General features: G+C 37.7%; 24 protein-coding genes. 17 read left to right on the top strand and 7 right to left on the bottom strand.

The annotated features are described in order from the left end of the window. The first annotated feature begins 90 nt into the window (after window positions 1–90). A complete protein-coding gene (locus CCAL_RS03435; RefSeq protein WP_170016689.1) occupies window positions 91–693 on the top strand; it encodes an MBL fold metallo-hydrolase in 603 nt (200 codons plus the stop codon). Here CCAL_RS03435 and CCAL_RS03440 read toward each other — a convergent pair. The 3 genes from CCAL_RS03440 to CCAL_RS03450 are packed head-to-tail and all read right to left on the bottom strand — an operon-like array spanning window position 686 to window position 2,290. Next, on the bottom strand, window positions 686–1,213 hold the full coding sequence (locus CCAL_RS03440; RefSeq protein WP_169936536.1) for a PaaI family thioesterase: 528 nt from the start codon (window positions 1,211–1,213) through the stop codon (window positions 686–688). The genes CCAL_RS03435 and CCAL_RS03440 overlap by 8 nt on opposite strands. Before the next feature lie 8 nt (window positions 1,214–1,221). Further along, window positions 1,222–2,082 carry a tRNA 5-methoxyuridine(34)/uridine 5-oxyacetic acid(34) synthase CmoB gene (cmoB, locus tag CCAL_RS03445; RefSeq protein ID WP_394346911.1) on the bottom strand — a complete coding sequence of 287 codons (861 nt, stop codon included), beginning with the start codon at window positions 2,080–2,082 and terminating at the stop codon, window positions 1,222–1,224. A 31-nt stretch (window positions 2,083–2,113) separates the two neighbouring features. Further along, entirely contained in the window at window positions 2,114–2,290 is a 177-nt protein-coding gene (locus CCAL_RS03450; RefSeq protein ID WP_169936538.1) for a hypothetical protein, read from the bottom strand. Window positions 2,291–2,379: 89 nt separating this feature from the next. Between CCAL_RS03450 and CCAL_RS03455 the strand changes: the two genes are divergently transcribed. The 4 genes from CCAL_RS03455 to CCAL_RS03470 are packed head-to-tail and all read left to right on the top strand — an operon-like array spanning window position 2,380 to window position 5,328. After that, window positions 2,380–3,465 carry a transglutaminase domain-containing protein gene (locus CCAL_RS03455; RefSeq protein WP_169936540.1) on the top strand — a complete coding sequence of 362 codons (1,086 nt, stop codon included), beginning with the start codon at window positions 2,380–2,382 and terminating at the stop codon, window positions 3,463–3,465. 2 nt (window positions 3,466–3,467) lie between these two features. Further along, window positions 3,468–3,791 carry an aryl sulfotransferase gene (locus CCAL_RS03460; protein ID WP_170016685.1) on the top strand — a complete coding sequence of 108 codons (324 nt, stop codon included), beginning with the start codon at window positions 3,468–3,470 and terminating at the stop codon, window positions 3,789–3,791. Next, window positions 3,784–4,044 carry a heavy-metal-associated domain-containing protein gene (locus tag CCAL_RS03465; RefSeq protein ID WP_169936544.1) on the top strand — a complete coding sequence of 87 codons (261 nt, stop codon included), beginning with the start codon at window positions 3,784–3,786 and terminating at the stop codon, window positions 4,042–4,044. The genes CCAL_RS03460 and CCAL_RS03465 overlap by 8 nt, the downstream gene beginning before the upstream one ends. Before the next feature lie 6 nt (window positions 4,045–4,050). Next, on the top strand, window positions 4,051–5,328 hold the full coding sequence (locus tag CCAL_RS03470; protein ID WP_172285053.1) for a M20/M25/M40 family metallo-hydrolase: 1,278 nt from the start codon (window positions 4,051–4,053) through the stop codon (window positions 5,326–5,328). Between the two features lie 73 nt (window positions 5,329–5,401). Here the strand turns inward: CCAL_RS03470 and CCAL_RS03475 are convergent, their stop codons facing one another. Together CCAL_RS03475 and CCAL_RS03480 are read right to left on the bottom strand one after the other, a co-directional pair. After that, window positions 5,402–5,734, bottom strand: a complete 333-nt coding sequence (locus tag CCAL_RS03475) for a hypothetical protein (protein ID WP_170016681.1) — start codon at window positions 5,732–5,734, stop codon at window positions 5,402–5,404. Window positions 5,735–6,127: 393 nt separating this feature from the next. After that, the gene (locus CCAL_RS03480; RefSeq protein ID WP_170016679.1) at window positions 6,128–6,715 is read right to left on the bottom strand and encodes a S24 family peptidase; all 588 of its coding nucleotides are present in this window, start codon (window positions 6,713–6,715) and stop codon (window positions 6,128–6,130) included. A gap of 177 nt (window positions 6,716–6,892) precedes the next feature. Between CCAL_RS03480 and CCAL_RS03485 the strand changes: the two genes are divergently transcribed. The 4 genes from CCAL_RS03485 (at window position 6,893) to CCAL_RS03500 (ending at window position 10,016) form a co-directional block, all read left to right on the top strand. Then, window positions 6,893–7,120, top strand: coding sequence for a helix-turn-helix domain-containing protein (locus tag CCAL_RS03485; protein ID WP_169937045.1), 228 nt, complete (start codon window positions 6,893–6,895; stop codon window positions 7,118–7,120). Next, window positions 7,120–9,096, top strand: a complete 1,977-nt coding sequence (locus CCAL_RS03490) for a DDE-type integrase/transposase/recombinase (protein ID WP_170016677.1) — start codon at window positions 7,120–7,122, stop codon at window positions 9,094–9,096. Before CCAL_RS03485 ends, CCAL_RS03490 begins: the two co-directional genes overlap by 1 nt. A 110-nt stretch (window positions 9,097–9,206) precedes the next feature. Beyond that, a complete protein-coding gene (locus CCAL_RS03495; protein ID WP_170016675.1) occupies window positions 9,207–9,722 on the top strand; it encodes a phage major tail tube protein in 516 nt (171 codons plus the stop codon). Window positions 9,723–9,743: 21 nt separating this feature from the next. After that, window positions 9,744–10,016: a phage tail assembly protein gene (locus CCAL_RS03500; protein ID WP_170016673.1), complete on the top strand. Its 273-nt coding sequence runs from the start codon at window positions 9,744–9,746 to the stop codon at window positions 10,014–10,016. A gap of 139 nt (window positions 10,017–10,155) precedes the next feature. Here the strand turns inward: CCAL_RS03500 and CCAL_RS09445 are convergent, their stop codons facing one another. Beyond that, on the bottom strand, window positions 10,156–10,290 hold the full coding sequence (locus CCAL_RS09445; protein WP_257792152.1) for a hypothetical protein: 135 nt from the start codon (window positions 10,288–10,290) through the stop codon (window positions 10,156–10,158). Between the two features lie 84 nt (window positions 10,291–10,374). On the opposite strand from CCAL_RS09445, the gene CCAL_RS03505 reads away from it, so the two are divergent. The 6 genes from CCAL_RS03505 (at window position 10,375) to CCAL_RS03530 (ending at window position 16,333) form a co-directional block, all read left to right on the top strand. Next, window positions 10,375–12,591 (top strand): phage tail tape measure protein, encoded by a 2,217-nt coding sequence (locus CCAL_RS03505; RefSeq protein ID WP_170016669.1) that lies wholly within the window; start codon window positions 10,375–10,377, stop codon window positions 12,589–12,591. Between the two features lie 10 nt (window positions 12,592–12,601). Continuing rightward, window positions 12,602–12,976 (top strand): phage tail protein, encoded by a 375-nt coding sequence (locus tag CCAL_RS03510; RefSeq protein ID WP_170016667.1) that lies wholly within the window; start codon window positions 12,602–12,604, stop codon window positions 12,974–12,976. Next, window positions 12,969–13,163 (top strand): tail protein X, encoded by a 195-nt coding sequence (locus CCAL_RS03515; protein WP_170016665.1) that lies wholly within the window; start codon window positions 12,969–12,971, stop codon window positions 13,161–13,163. Before CCAL_RS03510 ends, CCAL_RS03515 begins: the two co-directional genes overlap by 8 nt. Beyond that, window positions 13,157–14,191, top strand: coding sequence for a phage late control D family protein (locus tag CCAL_RS03520; protein WP_170016663.1), 1,035 nt, complete (start codon window positions 13,157–13,159; stop codon window positions 14,189–14,191). The genes CCAL_RS03515 and CCAL_RS03520 overlap by 7 nt, the downstream gene beginning before the upstream one ends. Window positions 14,192–14,418: 227 nt before the next feature. Further along, on the top strand, window positions 14,419–15,744 hold the full coding sequence (locus tag CCAL_RS03525) for an AAA family ATPase (RefSeq protein ID WP_170016661.1): 1,326 nt from the start codon (window positions 14,419–14,421) through the stop codon (window positions 15,742–15,744). After that, the gene (locus CCAL_RS03530) at window positions 15,734–16,333 is read left to right on the top strand and encodes an RloB family protein (RefSeq protein ID WP_172285054.1); all 600 of its coding nucleotides are present in this window, start codon (window positions 15,734–15,736) and stop codon (window positions 16,331–16,333) included. Before CCAL_RS03525 ends, CCAL_RS03530 begins: the two co-directional genes overlap by 11 nt. A 268-nt stretch (window positions 16,334–16,601) precedes the next feature. Here the strand turns inward: CCAL_RS03530 and nth are convergent, their stop codons facing one another. Next, on the bottom strand, window positions 16,602–17,237 hold the full coding sequence (gene nth / locus CCAL_RS03535) for an endonuclease III (RefSeq protein ID WP_170016657.1): 636 nt from the start codon (window positions 17,235–17,237) through the stop codon (window positions 16,602–16,604). Between the two features lie 88 nt (window positions 17,238–17,325). On the opposite strand from nth, the gene CCAL_RS03540 reads away from it, so the two are divergent. Both CCAL_RS03540 and fbaA read left to right on the top strand, forming a co-directional pair. Then, the gene (locus tag CCAL_RS03540; protein ID WP_169972178.1) at window positions 17,326–18,153 is read left to right on the top strand and encodes a peptidylprolyl isomerase; all 828 of its coding nucleotides are present in this window, start codon (window positions 17,326–17,328) and stop codon (window positions 18,151–18,153) included. Window positions 18,154–18,165: 12 nt separating this feature from the next. Then, window positions 18,166–19,230: a class II fructose-bisphosphate aldolase gene (gene fbaA, locus CCAL_RS03545; protein ID WP_170016655.1), complete on the top strand. Its 1,065-nt coding sequence runs from the start codon at window positions 18,166–18,168 to the stop codon at window positions 19,228–19,230. The last annotated feature ends 4 nt before the right edge of the window (window positions 19,231–19,234 follow it).

Genomic DNA, 19,234 nt, shown 5'->3' on the forward strand with positions numbered 1-19,234 from the left:
GTATTATTATACTTAACATATATAAATTTTTAGTTAAGTTTTCATAATTTTATTGTAAAATTCTTAAAAAAATAAATTAAAGTATTGAAAATGAAAGTGTTATCAAAAAGTTTTGGAGAATACGCTACAAACTGTTACATAATAGAGCAAGACGGTATGCAACTTGTCGTAGATCCAGGTAAAGGTTCGTTTGAGTGGATTGGTCAAAATGTTACAAATTTAAAGGCTATACTTTGCACACATGGGCATTTTGACCATATTTTTGATGTTTTAAAGGTCAAAAATAAGTTTAAGGCGCCTATTTATATCCATGAAGAGGACGCATTTTGGGCGCAAAATGATATTTTTGGATATGGATATGAGATATTTACTCCAGATGTATTTTTTAAAGACCAAGAGTGCGTTACTATCGGCTCGTTTAATATAAAATTCCATCACTTTGCAGGACATACACCAGGATGTTCAATGATAGAGATAAACGGCTGTATGTTTAGTGGTGATTTCTTGTTTAGAGATAGTATTGGCAGGTGGGATTTTCCGTATTCAAACAAAGAAGATATGCTAAAAAGCCTTGAAAAATGCTCAAAAATAAGTGGTGACTACAAGCTCTATCCAGGACACGGTGAGCCAAGCAGTCTAAGTGCGGAGCAAGGCAGGCTTGATATGTGGATAAGGATAGTGACTTCTAGTTAGCCTTATCCTGTCGTTCTTTAGCACGTCTAATAGCGCCTTCGCGTTGGATATTTTTTTGTTGTGCTAAAAAAATATGCTCTTCGAGTGCAACGAGTTGAAATGTCCCCTCAAATACCTTCATGTCGTGGAGTTTACCTATGACTCTTACTTCGCGTTTGCGCGACTCGTCAAAGTAAGCTCTTGCATCAAATTCTACGATCTCTCCAAGTTTGATCGGGCCGTAAAAATTTATACGAGCATTTATGGTGACGCAAAATTCTTCATTGATGGCAACAAGAGCAGCGTAGTTTGCCGCGGAAAATATAAATCCGCTATGGATGAGATCAGAGCCGTCGGCTACCATTTCGTTTGTGGTAAAAAATTTTGTTTTTGCGTGATTTTTTTCTAAAAATGTCGTTACGCCGGTTAGGCTTAACTTGATATTTGGTGATGTTTTTATCTCATTGCGAAATGGATTTTCGTCTTCAGGAAGGACGATTTGAGAGTCCCCAACCTCTTCATAAATGCTGTTTTCAGCCATTTTTATCCTTAAATTTTTATTTTTATATACACTCGGTTTGGAGCAGGATAACCTTCGATAGTTTTTAAGCTATCGTTTGGATCAAGAAAATTTTCTAAACTCTGTCCGTCTATCCACTCGGTTTTTCTTTGTTCGTTTACGTCGGTAGGTTTTGTGGCTAAAATTTCAAAATCACTAAATTTAGCCCTTTCACACCAATTTTCAAGCGCACCGATAGTAGGGACAAAGTATATGTTTGGTATCTTTGAATACGTAAGCTTTGGTGTTAATGCAAAATCACCCGGCATATCTATATACATCGTATCTAAAAATACTTCTCCGCCCTTATTAAGTGAACCTTTAAGTTCTTTTAGCATTTTTACCGGATCGCTTCTGTGATATATCACGCCAAGGCAAAAGATGGTGTCAAATTTATGCTCGTAATGCGCTAAATGCTCAACTCCTAAAAGCTCATATATGATATTTGAGCGCACAAAATGGTTTATGAAATTAAACTGCATAAACGTATGCACGCTAGGGTCAAAGCCGACTAATTTTTTTGGTTTTTCTTTAAGCATGCGAAACATGTAATATCCGTTATTGCACCCCACATCGGCTACAACTTTATCTTTTAAATTTATATGTGGTTTAAGTAGGTTGTATTTTATAAAGCTTTGCCACTCTGTATCTATAAAAAGCTCTCCAAGCGCAAACGGACCTTTTCTCCATGGCTTAAGCTCTTTTGCGATCGCCTCTATCTGTTCTTGTTCTTGAGCGGTTAAACCGTTAAATTTAATACTAACAATATCGTTAAATTCACACTCGCAATCAAACTTTCCTAGTGCATTTATGAGTGAAAGAAGTTCTAAATTTTTATATGAATTTAATATCTTTTGTCTTTCTTTTATGAAATTTTGCACGCTACTTCCAGTCTATGATGTTGTGCGGACACTCTTTGCGATATGTGCCGGTCGCGTCATAATACTCTTTACAGTCGTTGTAATACTGTGTTGAAATTCCGCGCTCATTTAAAAAAATACAACCGTTAAAAACAAAAACAATAAGCATTAAAAGTAATATTTTAAGAAATTTATTCATGGATTTGATTTTAGCATAAAATTTAATATTTTATAGTAAAATGTTCGTTTTTAGGGCTTAGGTTAGCCATTTTATTATTAAGGCATTTCATGCAAAGACGTGATTTTTTTAAAATAGGTGGAGTTTTGGGTGCGGCAAGCGTGCTGCCAAGCGTAGCATTTGCGGCTGCTAACGAGAGCAAAAGTAGTGCGGTTAGGACGTTTGACGTTAGATTAAGTCATTTACTAAAAGAAAAGGGTAAAAACGCTCGTTTTTGGTTACCTCTTGTTACTTCAACCGATTTTCAACAATTAGTAAGCGACTATAAGATAACAACAAATGCAAAAGAGTATTACATTTCAGATCTTGCCATCCCAACGCTATTTGCCGACTTTAAAGAGGGTCAAGTAGATCCAGCAATAGATGTTGAATTTAAAGTGAGAACCACTGAGAGAAATACCGACTTTTCAAAGGTTAATTTTAACGAAAATGAAAAATTAAGCAAAGAAATCGAGTTTTATCTAAAAGCAACCGCTCAAATTCCTACAACAGGCATAGTTAAAGAATTTGCTGACAAGATCATCGGTAAAACAAAAGGTGACTTAGAAAAAGCTCGTTTGATATATAACTGGGTCGCAAACACTATGGAGCGTGACAATAGCGTGCCTGGATGTGGCAGAGGAGATGTAAAAGCTATCCTTGAAAGCGGTAAACTAGTCGGTAAATGCACCGATATAAACAGTGTGTTTGTCGGACTTTGTAGGGCGGTTGGAATTCCTGCTCGTGAGTTATTTGGTATCCGCGTTGGTGCTTCGAGATTTTCAGGCCAAATGGGCGCAGCTCCAAAAGAGGACGGCTTAAGTCATATATCTGGCGGACAGCACTGTAGGGCGGAATTTTATCTAAAAGGATATGGCTGGGTGCCTGTTGATCCTGCTGATGTTACAAAGGTAAGACTGGGCGAAAAACTAAGCAACAGCGACACAAAATTGGCTCAAATTCGTGATTATCTATTTGGTAACTGGGAAATGTGCTGGATAGGCTTTAACTACGGTAGAGACTTTGACCTAAAGCCACTTGCCGAGCAAAGACCTATAAATAACTTTGGCTATCCATATGCTGAGGTTGATGGCAACACGTTAGATTATTACAACCCAAAAGAATTTAGCTACGATTACGTATCGAAAGAAATTTAAATTTGAAGCAGGTTTGGTTTATCATAACCTCGGCTATTAGCGCATTTATGGCAACGCTTTGTTGCCTACCTGCGCTACTTTTTTTACTGTTTGGAACCTCTTTTTCATTTTTGTCTTGGACTAGCGCATTTTATGAGTATCGCACGTTTTTTAGCATACTTTCGGTGATATTTTTCGTTGCTTCGGCATTTTTTGTGTTTTATAAGCCAAAGTCTTGCGCGCTAAATTATGCTAAGAAAAAGTGGATATTTACATATGTTCTTTTGGGGATTTTGATTGTTTTTATGCTTGTTTATCCAGAGCTGTTGGGAGACTTTTATGAGTAAAATTTTATTTGCACTACTAATTTGTACGGTTGCATTTTCGGATCAAAATTTTAAGATACAAGTAGAGGCTATGCATTGTCCACTTTGCACGTCAATGGTTAGAAAAGCACTGCTTGGAGTTGAGGGCACTCAAAGTGCCAAAGTTTCTTTACGTAGTAAAACGGCGGATGTTATTACGGTGGATGGAGTTAAGGAAGATGACTTGCTTAAAGCTATAGAGGCTATAGGCTATCCTGGTATTGTTTTAAAGTAGACACTCATGAAAGAAGTTCAAATTTTAGACAAATTTAAGGAAATTTCACAAATTCCCCATTGCAGTTTTAATACAAAAGAGTTGCGCGACTTTTTGGCTAATTATGCCAAAAATCACGGATATAGCGTGGACGTTGATGAGGTTGGAAATATCCACGCGATAAAAGGTGAGCCTAAAATTTGCTTGCAAAGTCACTATGATATGGTTTGTGTGGGCCATGCGCCAAAGCTCGAGCTTGTCGAAAAAGATGGTTTTTTAAGCGCTAAAGAGTCATCTTTGGGTGCCGATAATGGCATGGGTGTCGCTATCATGATGCAGATGATGAAGGAATTTGAAAATTTAGAATGTCTTTTTACAAACGACGAAGAGGTTGGGCTTATAGGAGCAAATGGATTTGACGGTAATTTTGCAAGCAAAAAGCTTTTAAATTTAGACAGCGAAGATGACAGCGAGGTTATAGTTGGTTGTGCAGGAGGTATAAATATCTTTGCATGCATTGACGCAGATACAAAGACCGTATCAAGCGGCGATGTTTATGAAGTTATCGTTAGTGGATATCCTGGTGGACACTCCGGTGTTGAGATACAAAAAGATATACCAAACGCTATTAAAATTTTAGCTCGCTTTATAAGACAAAACGGTGCGAAGCTAGTAAGTATAGAAGGTGGTGAAAGAAGCAACTCTATACCGGTTAACGCAAAGGCTGTCGTAGTAAGTCAGAACAAATTAAAAAGCGATGACTTGCATATTTGCGTTAAGAAGCTTGACGGTACTGCTAAAATTTTAAAAAATTCAGATCAAATTTTAGCTTTTATAAATGGTTTTTCGCAGGGCGTAAGAAGCTATGATGTGGAGTTAAATTTACCAAAAGATAGTGTAAATTTATCTACCGTAAAAAATCACAACGGTAAGACCTGGGTGGAATTTTACGCTCGCTCTATGAGTATGGATGGAATTTTAAGGCTCGAGTTTGAGATCGGCGAAATGGCTAGTGCGCTTGGTTTTGACATTAGTATCAATGAGCGCTCTAATCCCTGGGAGCCTAGTGCAGATGAATTTGCTTATGCTGTTTTGGATGAACTTCAAAAATTTAAACCGGATGCAAAGATAAAGGCTATACACGCAGGGCTTGAGTGTGGTGTGCTTTGTGAGGGCAGAGATGATATGCAGACTTGTTCCATAGGACCAAATATCTACTCTCCGCACTCTACTCACGAAAGATGTGAGCTTGCTTCGGTTGATATTATAGCAAGTGTCGTTAGAAATATAATTAGCAGATATTAAATTTGTAAAATTTTACATAAAATTTCATTTAAAATGCTTAGAAACTATAAGCATTTTAAATTTACATAAACGCTTAAACTAAGATGTTTAGGCTTCCTCTTTCTTGCCTGCTTTGTTCTTGGTTTTGACTCTGCTCGGTTTGTTCTAGTTGTCTTTGTTCGTTTGCTCTTTGACTTTGCTCGGCTTGAGATGCTTGTGTGTTTTGAATTCGCTCTTCGTTATTTTTGTTTTGAGCATTTTGCTCTCGCGTTTTGTTTTGATTTTTGTAGATATCATAGCTTTGATAACTTCCGTAAGAATTTATTGAAGTAGGTGTGAGGGGGTAGAGAAAATGAGAGTGAAAAATTTTAGCGATTTTTTTATGAAAGTCCCTAAATATGGGGATTGTGTGGATAGTTGTAAGCATTTTAAATGCGGAAATTTTTGTGCCAAAAAATCCCTATAGTCCCAAAATGGCTGTTTTATCCCAAAAGTAGTGGAAAAATAGCTCTGTTTTAAACACCTTAAAAACCCAAATAAACGACATTTAAAAGCCCCTTAAAGGCTGGAAAAAATCAAGGAAAATTTTAACGATATAGTAAAGCTTTGATACTTTACTATAAAAATATGGTTTATTTTTATAGGTGATTAAGACACAAAATTTAGCAAAAAATGTGTCTTAATAAAACTTAATGTGGCTTAATGCTTTTAAATAGCGTTTTTTCAAGCACTTATATTAAGACACAATCATAAAACAATAAACAATATGCCACTAAACTTAAAAATACATTTTTTAATTAAGACACGTTTTAAGCTTTCATTAATAGACTTTCATATCAAGGGAAAATTTGCATCTAACCTTGCCAATGATTTTTAGCTCTACAATCTTATCTTCTGTCAATACTATATCTTGATAAAAACTATTAAGCGATGTTAGTTTAATCTCTTTTTGTATTGGATTTCTAAGAAATTTTTTCATATACACATCACCGCCGATATTAGCTATGATTATATCTCCATTTTTTATATCCGCATCTAAATCAATAATAACCATATCTCCGTTTTGGGCAAATGGCTCCATGCTGTCACCAAAAACCCTTATAACATCATAGTTTTTTACAGGTACTTTTAGAACTTTTTCTAAAAATTCACCACTAACTGGAATAAGACTAAAATTTGCACTAGAATTTATAGCTCCATATCCTGCACTTGCAGCAACATCATCAAAATACCTTAGATTTACCTTGATATTTTGTGGTTTTTTTACCTTATCAACACTTAGGCTTGTAAATTTTAATTTTACTGATGATGTTAGTCCTTTTGAACGCCAAGTGCTCGCAGTATTTCTACTATAGCCCATTTTTTCGGCTACATCTTCAAGACTTGATACATTAAAAAACTTTTTCATATTCTCAAAAATTACTTTATCATCCATAGTTTTTATACCTCGTTTTATTCAAAATATAGTTTTTATACCTTGACAATAAGGTTAAAATACTATATAATTCTGCAAATGTTTGCTGAATTATATCTTAAAAATATAAATTCTGCAAATGTTTGCTGAATTTATACGAAAGGAGCAAAAGTGATAAGAAAATACTTTGACGATAATTGTATAAGCATTAGACAATGGGCTAAAAAGCACAATTTAGAACAAAGAACTACATATGCTGTAATCAATGGCGAAACAGTCGGAAAATACAACACAGCAAAAGGAAGCTCAAAGAAGGTATTTGAAGCACTTTTGAGTGAAGGGATAATAGAAAATATGCCTGACGTATTTAAGAGCGATGACAATGAAAAGGCTAGCTGATGTTATATGCTGAAACTGCGGTTGCTTCTGTTATTTTCAATGTTAGTCTTAGTGCCTTAAAAGAAGCAACTCGTAGAAATTCCCAAAAATACCCATTTATCCATATAACTGACGCTAAGGTGCGAAGTCGTGGCGGCGTGAAGCTACTCTTTGAGGTAGAAGTAGCTCAAATAAACTCATGCATAAAGAGCGGAAAACTAGATAGTGATGTGGGTGTGTATATGCTAAAAGATGGTGAGTATAGCCAAATAAAATTTAGTGAGATAGTAGGTAAAAACAGCACAAAAACAAGCGAAAGTGAGAGAATATCATACTTTAACCTAAGCCAAAGTGAGCAAGAGAGCGTAAATGAGAAGCTAAAAATACTAAAAGAGTGGGATGAGTATAAAAGGGCTGGGTTGTCCTCTAAAAAGTTCTGCAAGGATTTTAACATAAGCGAGGCAAGGTTTTTTAGATGGCAAAGGGCTTATAGGGAGCAAGGTGCTGTGGGTCTGGCTGATAAAAGAGGCAAACACAGGGTAGGAGCTAGTAAGCTAAGTGGCTGGATGATGGAGTTTGTGCTTAATAAATTTAGAGCTTATGGAGCTGGTGCAAAGCTAAATATAACAGAGGTCTGGAAAGCGCTACATAAAGAGGCTGGAGTAAGAGAGTGGTATGACTACTATGGCTTTTTAAAAGGGGAGGTAAAACCGCTCTTTGATACGGGAGCTATAAAAAGATACCTTGATAACTACTTTGCTAATAAGCCTTTGGAGCTAACGATGATAACAAAGGGTATGGATAAGGCTAAGAGCTATCATCAGCCTGCGTTTGGCTCACAGGGTGAAATCATCACAAGGCGTAATCAGTGCTGGCAAATAGACAGCTCACCGCTTGATGTGATGGCAAGAGATGGCAAAGGCGGCGAAGCGATAAGGGCTGACATACTCTCGATAGTGGATGTATATAGCGGTAGGTGCGTGGCTAGTGTGGAGAGTAGCTCAAACGCCTTGGCACTTGTAAGGCTAATGTGGAGAGCGTTATCTACGCTTGGAAAGCCTGAGTTTATCAAGGGCGATAACGGCAAGGACTATCTAAGCAGGCAGTTTCAGTATCTGCTAAATGGGCTTGGTATCGGATACGACAGAGCCATAGCGTATAGTGGGGATGAGAAGGGCTTTGTAGAGAGGCACTTTAGAACTATGCAGCACTCAGGCATCATAGCCCCAGAGTTTTCAGGCGAAGACGTTATAAAAACAAATCTTGAAAGCATTGCAAAAAGACTAAAAGCCACTGGCATTGTGGATCTAAAAGCAAACAATGCAAGTGAAGCTATCGCTAAGATGGGAGACTTTGGCACGAGTCGCCTAATCGCAGCCTATCCGTATGTAAAGATCTGGGATGATGAAGCAAATGATTATACGATGCAGCCCCAATCGGCACGCATAGCAGGTATGATAGCCTATGTCGATGGACAAAGTGAGTTTGGTTACTCAGATAGCTATTCAAACAGAGTGATGAACGGCGTAGTAGGGTTAGCTGATGATATAGACTTTGAGCTAGGCGAAACATGTACGGCGGATGAGCTACGTGCGGCTCATATCTCAACTATCATTAGAGAGAGCGGATTTAGAACTTGGGGTGGTGAAACGTCAGACCAAGATACCATTTGGCAGGATCTAGCCCGTGTTAGGATATTTGACCGCATTTCGCAGGCAGCTCAAAAGGGAGTGCTCTTTGCGATTGACCGCAAGGCAGATCAACTCTATCACGCAAAAAGAAGCGTCGAGGAGCTACTGCGTCAGCTTGTAGGTGCAAAGGTATTGCTTGGATATGAGCTATCTTGGAGCGAAAAGAATACGGATGCAACGGTTACGGTGGGCAAATTTTATCTAGACGTTAGAATGCAGAATAATCCAATAATAAAACAGCTAACGCTAGATTTTATCTACGTAGATAGTTACTCAAGCCAGCTAATGGATGATTTAAGTAAATAGGTGCTTTCTAAAAGCTTTTGGAGCAAAAACAAGGGGTACCCCGCTTGGCGGGGACTTTAGTGTTTGCTCCTTTAGCCAAGCTTTGCTTGGCGTTAAAAGGAGATAAAAAAATGATTAAAAGGAAAATTCCTCAAGTAGTCCAAGAGGCAAACGCGTATATCAACGGACAAGGGTATCTTGGAGTGGTAAAATCCTTGACTATCCCAAAGATAGAGCAAGAGACGATCGAAGCCAAAGGCGCGCTCGGCGGCAATTTTGCAAGCGGCAGTATAAAACCCGTCGAGATGGAGTTTAAGCTAAGCGTGATTGATAAAAATATGTATCTAGGCTACGGTCTTAACACTTGGCAAAACAGGATCCCATTTTTGTTTAAAGCAAGCATTTATCAAGCGGGCAAAGGAGAAGCGGTGCCGTTTTCTATGGCGGTAACGGGCGATATAGTTGAGATCGATCCGGGCAGCTTTGAAAGCGGCAAAGAGCTTGAGGTCACCGTCAAGCTTGCCGTGCACTTCCTTGACATCAATATAGACAAGATACCGATGGTGCTATTTGACGTGGAAAATATGATATGTTTAATAGGCGGAGTGGATTATTTAGCGAAAGTTAGATCAAATTTAGGCGAATAGTATAAATAAAAAGGATAAAAGATGGCAAAAAATAAAGCGGAAAATCACAATATCATCACGGAAAACGGCAATACATACACGCTTTTAAAGCTAAGCGACGGCAAAGAGTTAAAGATAAGACATCCAAAGGGCAGAGATTTAAGGTTTGCCATGAGCGGTACAAAGGGGGATGAGGCGGCACTTACTTTTAAACTAGCGAGTAACCTTACTTGCTTAAGCGAAGCGGAGCTTGACGAGCTAGAAGCCAAAGATTGCGCGTTGATTTTAGGAGTGGCCGCCGGTTTTTTAAGCTAGCCCCGACTTATGAAGGGGCTGCGCTGATTGCTCATACGCTTCATTTTTCGTTTAATGAAATTATGGAGTTTGAGGTTAGCGAATATCAAAGATTTTTAAAAATTTCAGAAGATATTCTGATAAAAACTAGAAATTTGGGTTAGGCTTTAGAGCTTAGCTCATCAAAGAACGGGTATAAAAACGGCACGGCAAAGATGAAATAAAATGGATTTATGTCAAAAATCGCATAAGCTAATGCTCCGATTAAAGTGCATATGCCAAGTAGTGAGTTCATTAACTCGTCCTCCTTGCATAAAGATTTTTGATTTTTCATCTAAATATTCTAACAATTAAAGTTTTTAAAGTCAAGGGGAAGTAGATGGATAATACTCAAGTCGGCATAATTATAGGGCTTAGCACAAAAGGCTTTGAAGCGCTAAGCGGCAATACAAAAAAACTTAGTGAATTTGCAAATAAGTTAAGTATGGCCGGTAAAAACGTCACAAAGCTAAATGAAAAAATTGCAAAAATTAACGGCTTTAAGCTAAAAATAGATGAAAATTTAGGAAATATCACAAATGAGCTATCATCGTGGCAATCTCGCCTAGTAACGGCTGCTAGCTTTGCAGTTCCGGTTAAGCTTGCCGTCGACTTTGAAACATCAATGGCGGACGTTAAAAAGTATGTCGATTTTAAAAGCGAAGATGAAGTCAAAATTTTAGGCGAACAGATAAAGAGCTTAAGCCGCGAGCTTGGCGTAAATGCGAATGAGCTAGCGCAAATTTCAGCCAGCGGCGGACAGCTAGGGCTAAAGAGCGATGAGATAGCAGGATTTACGAAGCTTGTCTCAAAAATGGGAGTGACCTTTGATATGAGCGGCAAAGATGCCGGAGACGCCATTGCCCTAACCATGAATAACCTAAAACTAGGCATCGATGAGATAGCCGTGCTTGGCGATAAGATAAACTACCTTGACGATAAAATGTCAATGGTAAATGCAAGAGATATAATAAACGTGATCGGTCGCACGGCGGGATCGGGCTCTATACTTGGACTAGAGGGCGATAAAATTTCAGCCCTTGCAAGTAGCTTTCTATCTCTCGGCAAAGCTCCGGAAGTAGCAAGTACCGCTATGAACTCGCTTTTTAACAAACTTGCAAATATTGACGGGCAGGATGAGAAATTTAAAGAAGCTCTAAAAAGCATGGGAATGGATGCAAACTACTTAAAGGTAGCGATGCAGCGTGACGCAAGCGGTGGGCTTGATATGTTTTTAAACGCTTTGGCGAAAGTGGATAAAAGAGCTCAAATGGGCGTATTGACCGATATGTTCGGATCTCAGTTTGCGGATGATATGGGCTCGCTCGTAAATGCGATCGATAAATATAACGAGGCTAGTTCGCTCATAAATAGCGAAGGTGCAAAAGGCAGTATGGACGGCGCGCTAAAAAACAAGCTAGCCACCACAAAAAGCGGGCTTGAAAGGCTATCTCAAAGCTTTATTAGTTTAGGTATCACGATCGGCGAGGCATTTTTGCCGACGTTAAATTTGATAACAAGCGGACTTGGCAAACTAACAAACGGCATCATTGCGCTTACAAGCAAATTCCCAAATGCCACAAAGGTGATATTTGGCTTTATGGGCGGAGTTTTAGCTATTGTTACCTTGGCTCCCGCCATAAAAATACTAGGCTGGGGTCTTGGCATAGCGTGGCAACAAGCAAAAATCTTAGGCTCAGCCTTTGGCGTGCTAAACGAAATTTTAAAGCTCAAATATCTAAATACCATAAAACTAAACTACGCCTATCTTAAGGTGACTGCAAGCGCAAAAATAACTGCGGCTGCCACTTGGGCAAACAATGCGGCAAGTAAGGCTTATGCCGCTACTTGCGGCTTGTTAAAAACCGCCGTCTCTGTTCTTGTAGGAGCGTTCAAGACATTACGTTCAGCGCTTATAACTACCGGCATAGGGGCGCTGGTCGTCGCCCTTGGGCTTGGAGCTAATTATATAATTGAAAACTGGGATAAGGTAAAAGCATTTTTTAGTAATATCTGGGAAGGTATTAAACCATACTGGCAAGCTATAACACAATTTTTTAGCGATCTTTGGCAAGGGTTAAGTGATTTTTTAAGTGGCATTTTTTCGCCAGTTGTTGATGCGTGGAACTCTTTATTTGGTGGATTTTTTGACTGGATCGGCGAAAAATTTGCTTGGGTCAGTGATATGGTATCAGCTATAGGCAATGTCATAGGTAAAGCAACTAGCTGGACTAAAGATACGCTTGGTATAGGAGATGGAAAAGAGAGCAACTGGCATAACCCTCTTAGCTGGTTTAATGACGATACGCCGGGTGAAAAAACACCCGCCTTTAGTGATACATTTAATACGACTTCTCCGAACATGGCTAAAAGTACAGTAGCCATGACAACAAGCGGAGCCACGATAAATGTAAATTTTAGTGGCGACTTTAATATCGCCACAAATAATGGCAAATTTGATATGAGCGAGTTTGAAAGGCAAGTAATAGCCAGTGTAAAAAGGGCTTTAAAAACTGATGAGATGAATGCCAAAAATAGAAGCATTATAGGGCAATAAGGGGCTAAAAATGGTCTTATCGTTAGGTGGATTTAAATTTAATTGGAAGCAAACCGATGGCATAAGCCGTGAAAGCGAATTCGGCATTAACCAAAATGATAGGATAGGAAACTATCCTGCGCTCTTTCGTGCAAATTTAGGAAACGAAAGCATAAAAATAGACGGACACACCTTGCCGTATCAAGGCGACAAGCAAGAGGCATTAAAAGAGCTTTATGCTCTTGCATACGTTGGATCTAGTTATCCGTTAGTAACTGGTTATGGCAAATATCTAGGCAAATTTGTGATAACAAAGATAAGCGAAAGCCAAGCTGTTTTTACCGATAACGGACTATTCTTTACACAGGGATTTAGTTTGGAGCTGAAAAGGGATTATGATGGATAAAATTTATATAGCTAAAGACGGCGAAAGACTTGATATTATCGTTTATAAACATTACGGCACATTAAAAAATTTCACTGAAATTTTAGCTTTTAATAGCCGTTTAAACAGCATTTTAAAAGCGGGCGATAAGGTATTTTTGCCCGAGATAAAAGAAAATGTAGTTAAAAAGGAAAAGACGCTATGGTAAGAGTGCCAAATTTTAAACTCCTAGCCAAAGGCAATGACATCACCGCTAAAATCAAATCAAATCTCATAAGCCTAAGCTACGAAGATAAAGAAGGACATGAAAGCGATGAAATAAGCATTGTAGTAAATGGCATATACGCTAAACCGATGTTCGGCGATAATTTAGAGCTTTGGCTTGGATATGGGAGCGATTTATTTCACTGCGGCAAATTTAGCGTTCAAACCGCCACAAGGGACTACAAGGCAAACACGACGGAGGTAAGAGCGACTGCGGTAAATTTCGCAAGCCCTCAAAAGCTCGCCAAACGTAGAAGCTGGGAAAATACTAGCTTGTTTGCCATAGCATCAAAAATAGCCGCTGAAAATAAGCTAAACGTAAAAACAAGCGGAACGGATCAGCCTATCGCCTCCGTTCTGCAAAACGATATTAGCGATCTTGATTTTTTATATGGACTATGCTTTGAGTATGGCTATATAATGAAAGTAGCAAATAATACAATAGTAATCACAAGTAAAGACGGCAAAGGCGATGAGAGTCAAACGTCAAACACAGCCAAAACCAGCAACGCGACCGAGCGAAGCGAGGGGGTTTCTACGCGAAACGTAGTGAAGCTGGAAAAGAATGAGAGCTTGCCAAGATTTAGTATCGAGCTAAGCGAGTGTGAAAGCCTAAGCATCACGGAAGCAAATCGCAATAGCTACACCGCCGTGATAGTGCAGTGGCACGACTCAAAGGACGGCAAGGATAAACAAGCCAAGATAGGAAGTGGCGAGCAAACCTATAAGCTAAATATCCCCGAGCCAAAATCAGACAATGAAGCCTTTAAAAAGGGTGAAGCTAAACTCAATGAGCTGCAACGCGGCGGAATAAACGGCTCGCTTACGGCTACGGGCAGAGAGATAAGAGCCGGCGGAAAACTAAAAATAACCGGTGCAGCCGGACTTGAAAATGTAGAATTTAGCGTAAAGTCAGTGTTGCACAACCTAAACGCTACAAGCTATATGATCGATGTGGAGTTTGAGGGGTGAAATTGCAAATAGAGCGTCCCCCCCCCATTTGCAAAATACAAAGTAGCAAAGTAATATTACTTAAATTTCTTACAAAGTAGCAAAAATATTAATACAGTGTTGATTAATTCGGTAGCGTCTAGATTGAAAAATAAAAGTTGAAATTTGTAAAAAAAATACAAAAACACTACTTTATTTAATAAAATTTGCTAAAATAATTTTGCGATTTATATCAAAAGAGGATAAAAATGCTACTAAGCTTTCGTGCAAAAAATTTTAGATCATTCCGTGATGATTTAGTTGTAGATATGCGGGCTCTAAATATAAAAGGCAATGAAGAAAACAAAGCCAATATAAATAACACTGAAATTTTAAAAAGTATAGTTATATTTGGTGCAAACGCAGCTGGCAAATCAAATATAGTTAAAGCATTTAATGCAATGCAATCTGCCGTTTTGCACTCATCAAGAACACAGCGAGGCGACAAGGTAATAGGTATAGACCCTTTTGTTTTAGACAATGAGAGTAGAAATAATCCTACCGAATTTGAAATATCCTTTTTGATAAACGAAGATAAATATATTTACGGATTTAGTGCAAACAAAAAAGAAGTTTTAAACGAGTGGTTATATTACTATCCAAAAGGATCAAGAAGAGTAGTTTTTAGTAGAGAATTTAATAATGATACAAATTCTTATGAATGGGATAAAAATAACGGTAAATACTTAAAAGTAAGTAGTGATGATGTAAATACTTACAGAAAGATGACTAGGGAAAACGAACTTTTTTTATCTAAAATAGTTCAATTAAATAACAAAAGTGCCGCAACGTGTGTATTTGATTGGTTTAACAATAAATTAAAATGTGCAGGTATTCAAGGATGGAATGACGGCGAAATAATAGCTACCAATATGATGCTAAGAGAAGAAGGTAAGGAGCAAAACAAAGAAGAAATATTGGATCTTTTAAATAAATTTGATTTAGCCATAGATGATATAGAGGTAAAAGAAGAGATATTGCCAGAAGGAGTTATTGACCCATTTTTAAAAGATTTAATAAGAAAGCATGCCTCCGCTATAAGTCCAAATACAACTCCTTCTAATGATGAATTTAGAACTATTAAAACATCTTTTGTTAGAAAAACATCCTCGGGAGAATTTAAAATAAATATAGACGATGAGTCAGATGGAACAAGGAAGTTATACTCCTTGGTTGCACCTTTTATTTTGGCCTTAAGAAGCGGAACAACGGTAGTAATTGATGAGCTTAATAATAGCTTGCATACTTTAATTTTAAAACAAATAGTTGATATTTTTCATGACAAAAACACAAACAAAAAAAACGCCCAGCTTATATTTACTACTCATGATGGTGTGATACTTGATCAGGAGATTTTTAGACGCGATCAGGTTTATTTTTGTTCTAAAGATGATGATTTTGCCTCGTATTTAGAACAGCTATCTGATTACAAAACAAGAGATAAAGAAAAGGTATTAAAGGGATATTTGATGGGCAGATATGGAGGCATCCCTAATTTGGCAAGCTTTTTTGATAAGGCTGAGTATGGGGACTGATGATTTATATAAAAAACGAAAAGCTAGAAAAATTAAAAAAAGTGGTGACCTTATGGTTATCATATGTGAAGGGCAAAAAAGTGAACCTAATTATATAAGTGAGTTTATAAAAGATTTTAAATCAAATCGTAATTTAAATAAAATAAAAATATTACCAAATCACTACACAGATCCTCTGAATATTGTTCAGCAGGCTGTAGAACTTAAAAAAGACGGGTATGATATAGTTGCATGTGTATTCGATAAAGATACTCATGCAAATTTTAGTAATGCAATAGAGCTTGCAAGAAAAAAAAATATAAAGACAATAATTAGTGACCCATGCTTTGAATTTTGGATACTTTTACATTTTAAGAATACTAGCAGACCTTTTGGTGGGGGAACCCCATGCCAAGATTGCATAAAAGAGCTAAAAAAGATACCAGGATTTAATAATTATCAAAAAGGTAAAGACAATATATATAGTATGACAAAAATGCATATAAATACAGCCACTCAAAGAGCCAAGAAACTACAATCACTAGACTCAAGCAAAACTAATTTTTTTGAGTTATTGGATGATATAAAAGAGTTTTTGCAGTCAGAATAACTACTGCAGCAGATATTTTAATTTGACACACATTTAAATCCCTTGTATAAATAAAACACTCCATTTTGTTAATCTTGCTACAGTCCGATGGGTTAAAGGTGTTTAAAATGAGAGTGAAAATATAGCAAGATTTTAATCGCTATCGTTTTAAATGCAAGATACTCTCATTTTTGATGCGCGGATACAGTAGGCATTTTTATCCTTTTGATTTTATTTATATTATAGTATCTTTTAGATAATTGCAACTTAATATGATATAAAATTTACATTAAATTTGCACTTTATCCTTGCTTTTGCAAAGCTCATATAAAAAGCATTCGCCGCAAAGTGGTTTTTGAGCCTTGCAGACATATCTGCCAAAAAGCACCATCGCTTGATGAAGCCTGCCAAGATCTGTTTTAAAAGCTAAAATAAGATCAGCCTCGGTTGCTTGTGGGGTTTTTGCACTGCTTAAACCAAGACGATGCGAAACTCTAAATACATGCGTATCTACTGCCATTACATTAGCACCAAGTGCTTCTAGCATGACGACATGGGCGGTTTTTGTTCCAACTCCTGCTAAATTTATTAGTTCGCTCTCTGTGAGCGGAATTTCTCCACCGTGATCATCAACAACACTTTTTGCCATTTTTATTAAATTTTGTGCTTTATTGTTAAAAAAACTGCAAGAATTTATAAACAATTTCACGCTCGCAAGATTGGCATTTGATAAGGAATTTACATCGGGATAGGCTTCAAAAAATGCCGGAGTTATTAGGTTTACACGCTTATCGGTGCACTGTGCCGATAGCATGACGCAGACTATTAGTTCGTAGTTGTTTTTCCACTGAAGTTCGCTTTTTGCATCTTTGTAATTTTGCAAAAATAAATTTTTGATTTTCGATATATCTTTTTTCGTTCTCATTTTGTGATTTTAGCATTTAATTAATAAAAAGTAACGTATTCTTTGGATATAATAACTAGTTTAAAACAAAATTTTATAAAGGATGTTTATGAAGAAATTTTTATTTCCAACGTTTTTAAGCTTGGCTACCGCACTTAGCCTAAATGCTGCCGTTATGGCTACAGTTGATGGCGAGAGCATAGAAGATAGCGAGGTTGCTGCTTTATTAAGCGCTGCTATGCCTGGATTTGACGCGAGCCAACTTTCACAGCTTCCTGCTGATGGTAAAAAACGCGTTGTTGATGATTTGATTAATAGAAAACTTTTACTTAAAGACGCTAAAGCAACAGGCATAGAAAAAGATCCTGAATTTACAAAAGCTATGCAAAATGTTCGCGATAGTATCGCTCTTGACGTATATATGAAAAAAATGTTTGACGGCATTAAAGTAAGTGATGCCGAGATAAAAGATTTTTACAACAAAAACAAAGAAAATTTCTCTCAACCGGCTCAAGCCCGTGCTCGCCATATACTTTTGGGTGACGAAAAAGAGGCCGGGGCTGTTATAGCTGAGCTTAAAAAACTAAAAGGTGACGCACTAACTAAGAAGTTTGCCGAGCTAGCAAGCGCTAAATCAATCGACAAAGGCTCTGCGGCACACGGTGGCGAGCTTGGCTGGTTTGGTCAAAGCCAGATGGTTAAACCTTTTGCCGATGCTGCTTTTGCACTTAAAAAAGGTGAAATTTCTGCAAAGCCTGTTCAAACTCAATTTGGATATCATGTTATCTTAAAAGAGGATTCAAGGCCTGCCGGAACAGTTTCACTTGATCAAGCTAAAGGTCAAATTGAACAAAATTTAAAACTAGAAAAATTTCAAGGTCAAATTAGACAAAAAACAGATGCGCTTCGCTCTAAATCTAAAATAGAATACAAGTAATCGGAGGATAAAATGGGCGTTTTAGATGTTGTAAAAGCCGGTGTTGTAAGTGGCGAGGATCTAAATAAGCTATATACATATGCAAAAGAGCAAGGTTTTGCTATACCTGCAGTAAATGTCGTAGGTTCTAACTCTGTAAATGCAGTACTAGAAGCGGCAAAAACGGCAAATTCGCCCGTTATTATTCAATTTAGCAACGGTGGAGCCAGTTTTTACGCAGGTAAAAGCTGTCAGGGTGGAGATGTTTTAGGTGCTATTGCTGGAGCTAAGCATGTTCACTTGCTAGCAAAGGCTTACGGAGTGCCGGTAGTGCTTCATACCGATCACGCCGCTCGTAAGCTTTTGCCTTGGATAGATGCTCTTATACAGGCTTCAAAGGAGCATAAAAAAACTCATGGTATACCACTTTTTAGCTCTCATATGCTTGATCTTAGCGAAGAGAGTTTGGAAGAAAATTTAAGTACTTGTGAAAAGTATCTAAAAGAACTTAGCGATCTTGACATCGCCCTTGAGATAGAACTGGGTGTAACCGGTGGCGAAGAAGACGGGGTGGATAATACAAATGTCGATAACGCACTTTTATACACACAACCCGAAGATGTAGCTCTTGCTTATGAAAGACTTAGTAAGATAAGTGATAAATTTAGCATAGCCGCAAGTTTTGGCAATGTTCATGGAGTTTATAAACCCGGCAATGTTGTTTTACGTCCCGAAATTCTTAAAAATTCACAAGAGTATGTCGCAAAGAAATTTAATACAAGCGACAAAAAGCCTGTAAATTTTGTATTTCACGGTGGAAGTGGCAGCGAGCTAAAAGATATCAAAGATGCCGTAAGTTACGGCGTGATAAAAATGAATATCGACACTGATACGCAGTGGGCGTTTTGGGATGGCGTGCGCGAATACGAAGCCAAAAATAGAGGCTACCTTCAAGCGCAGATCGGTAACCCCGAAGGCGATGATAAGCCGAATAAAAAATATTACGATCCAAGAAAATGGATAAGGTGTGGCGAAGAGAGCGTGATAAAACGCTTGCAAGTTGCATTTTCTGATCTGAACTGTTTAAATAGGAATTAATAAA

It is taken from the genome of Campylobacter sp. RM6914 (genome assembly GCF_004803835.1).
Lineage (GTDB): Bacteria > Campylobacterota > Campylobacteria > Campylobacterales > Campylobacteraceae > Campylobacter_A > Campylobacter_A californiensis.

Excerpts from the sequence above, each read along its gene's own strand:
- CCAL_RS03435 (WP_170016689.1), top strand. The coding sequence starts at position 91 with ATGAAAGTGTTATCAAAAAGTTTTGGAGAATACGCTACAAACTGTTAC.
- CCAL_RS03440 (WP_169936536.1), bottom strand. The coding sequence starts at position 1,213 with ATGGCTGAAAACAGCATTTATGAAGAGGTTGGGGACTCTCAAATCGTC.
- CCAL_RS03450 (WP_169936538.1), bottom strand. The coding sequence starts at position 2,290 with ATGAATAAATTTCTTAAAATATTACTTTTAATGCTTATTGTTTTTGTT.
- CCAL_RS03455 (WP_169936540.1), top strand. The coding sequence starts at position 2,380 with ATGCAAAGACGTGATTTTTTTAAAATAGGTGGAGTTTTGGGTGCGGCA.
- CCAL_RS03465 (WP_169936544.1), top strand. The coding sequence starts at position 3,784 with ATGAGTAAAATTTTATTTGCACTACTAATTTGTACGGTTGCATTTTCG.
- CCAL_RS03470 (WP_172285053.1), top strand. The coding sequence starts at position 4,051 with ATGAAAGAAGTTCAAATTTTAGACAAATTTAAGGAAATTTCACAAATT.
- CCAL_RS03475 (WP_170016681.1), bottom strand. The coding sequence starts at position 5,734 with ATGCTTACAACTATCCACACAATCCCCATATTTAGGGACTTTCATAAA.
- CCAL_RS03480 (WP_170016679.1), bottom strand. The coding sequence starts at position 6,715 with ATGAAAAAGTTTTTTAATGTATCAAGTCTTGAAGATGTAGCCGAAAAA.
- CCAL_RS03490 (WP_170016677.1), top strand. The coding sequence starts at position 7,120 with ATGTTATATGCTGAAACTGCGGTTGCTTCTGTTATTTTCAATGTTAGT.
- CCAL_RS03495 (WP_170016675.1), top strand. The coding sequence starts at position 9,207 with ATGATTAAAAGGAAAATTCCTCAAGTAGTCCAAGAGGCAAACGCGTAT.
- CCAL_RS03500 (WP_170016673.1), top strand. The coding sequence starts at position 9,744 with ATGGCAAAAAATAAAGCGGAAAATCACAATATCATCACGGAAAACGGC.
- CCAL_RS09445 (WP_257792152.1), bottom strand. The coding sequence starts at position 10,290 with ATGAACTCACTACTTGGCATATGCACTTTAATCGGAGCATTAGCTTAT.
- CCAL_RS03505 (WP_170016669.1), top strand. The coding sequence starts at position 10,375 with ATGGATAATACTCAAGTCGGCATAATTATAGGGCTTAGCACAAAAGGC.
- CCAL_RS03510 (WP_170016667.1), top strand. The coding sequence starts at position 12,602 with ATGGTCTTATCGTTAGGTGGATTTAAATTTAATTGGAAGCAAACCGAT.
- CCAL_RS03515 (WP_170016665.1), top strand. The coding sequence starts at position 12,969 with ATGGATAAAATTTATATAGCTAAAGACGGCGAAAGACTTGATATTATC.
- CCAL_RS03520 (WP_170016663.1), top strand. The coding sequence starts at position 13,157 with ATGGTAAGAGTGCCAAATTTTAAACTCCTAGCCAAAGGCAATGACATC.
- CCAL_RS03525 (WP_170016661.1), top strand. The coding sequence starts at position 14,419 with ATGCTACTAAGCTTTCGTGCAAAAAATTTTAGATCATTCCGTGATGAT.
- CCAL_RS03530 (WP_172285054.1), top strand. The coding sequence starts at position 15,734 with ATGGGGACTGATGATTTATATAAAAAACGAAAAGCTAGAAAAATTAAA.
- nth (WP_170016657.1), bottom strand. The coding sequence starts at position 17,237 with ATGAGAACGAAAAAAGATATATCGAAAATCAAAAATTTATTTTTGCAA.
- CCAL_RS03540 (WP_169972178.1), top strand. The coding sequence starts at position 17,326 with ATGAAGAAATTTTTATTTCCAACGTTTTTAAGCTTGGCTACCGCACTT.
- fbaA (WP_170016655.1), top strand. The coding sequence starts at position 18,166 with ATGGGCGTTTTAGATGTTGTAAAAGCCGGTGTTGTAAGTGGCGAGGAT.